The organism is Micrococcus sp. HSID17227 (assembly GCF_003989405.1).
Lineage (GTDB): Bacteria > Actinomycetota > Actinomycetes > Actinomycetales > Micrococcaceae > Micrococcus > Micrococcus luteus.
This window is the reverse complement of sequence record NZ_RBLN01000466.1, coordinates 1-876: the sequence shown is the minus strand read 5'-3', so window position 1 is coordinate 876 and position 876 is coordinate 1. Positions and strand designations below refer to the sequence as shown.

General features: G+C 76.6%; 1 protein-coding gene. It reads right to left on the bottom strand.

What is annotated here, in order from left to right; translation table 11 throughout:
- On the bottom strand, positions 1 to 741 hold a 741-nt coding region (aroC, locus tag D8M29_RS12675), incomplete at its 3' end, for a chorismate synthase (RefSeq protein ID WP_127446046.1).
- Positions 742 to 876: the final 135 nt, after the last annotated feature.

The following is an 876-nucleotide window of genomic DNA, read 5'->3' as shown; positions in this document are numbered from 1 at the left end:
CCGCGCGTCGAGGCGGCGGTCCCAGTGCACGTGGGAGCCCAGGCCGATCGGCACGCCGTACGCCAGCACCTCCACGACGCCGCCGAGGGTCTCCCCGGCGCGGTGGGCGTCGTCGACCTCGGCGACCATCGCCGCCGAGGTCTGCGGGTCGAGGCAGCGGACCGGGTCGGCGTCGAGGCGGGCCTCGTCCTCGGGCACGGGGAACGGGTGGCCCTCCGGCAGGGCGGCCTCCCCGAAGGCCACGGTGTGGGAGACGATCCGCACGCCGAGCTCGCCGAGGAAGGCGCGGGCGACGGTGCCCAGGGCCACACGGGCGGCGGTCTCACGGGCGGAGGCGCGCTCGAGGAGGGGGCGGGCCTCGTCGAAGCCGTACTTCTGCATGCCGGTCAGGTCGGCGTGGCCGGGCCGCGGGCGGGTGAGCGCCGCGTTGCGGGCCAGACCGTCGAGCTCCTCCGCGGGGACGGGATCGGCGGCCATCACCTTCTCCCACTTGGGCCATTCCGTGTTGCCCACCTGGATCGCCACGGGCGAGCCGAGGGTGCGGCCGTGGCGGACGCCGCCGAGGATCGTCACCGCGTCCTGCTCGAACTTCATGCGCGCGCCGCGCCCGTACCCCAGGCGGCGGCGCGCGAGCGCGTCCTGCACGTCCTGCGTCGTGACCGGGATCCCGGCCGGCAGTCCCTCAACGATTCCTGTGAGCGCGGGGCCGTGAGACTCCCCCGCTGTCAACCAGCGCACCATGGCGTGCAGTCTCTCACGCACGGGGCACCGCGCCGCCGCGTGTGACCGGACGGGACGCGCCGGATGCGGCGTCCGGCGCTCAGCCGGCGGCCGGCCCCAGGGCGTCCGCCGCGGCGCGCGAGAGCGGAAGGGCGG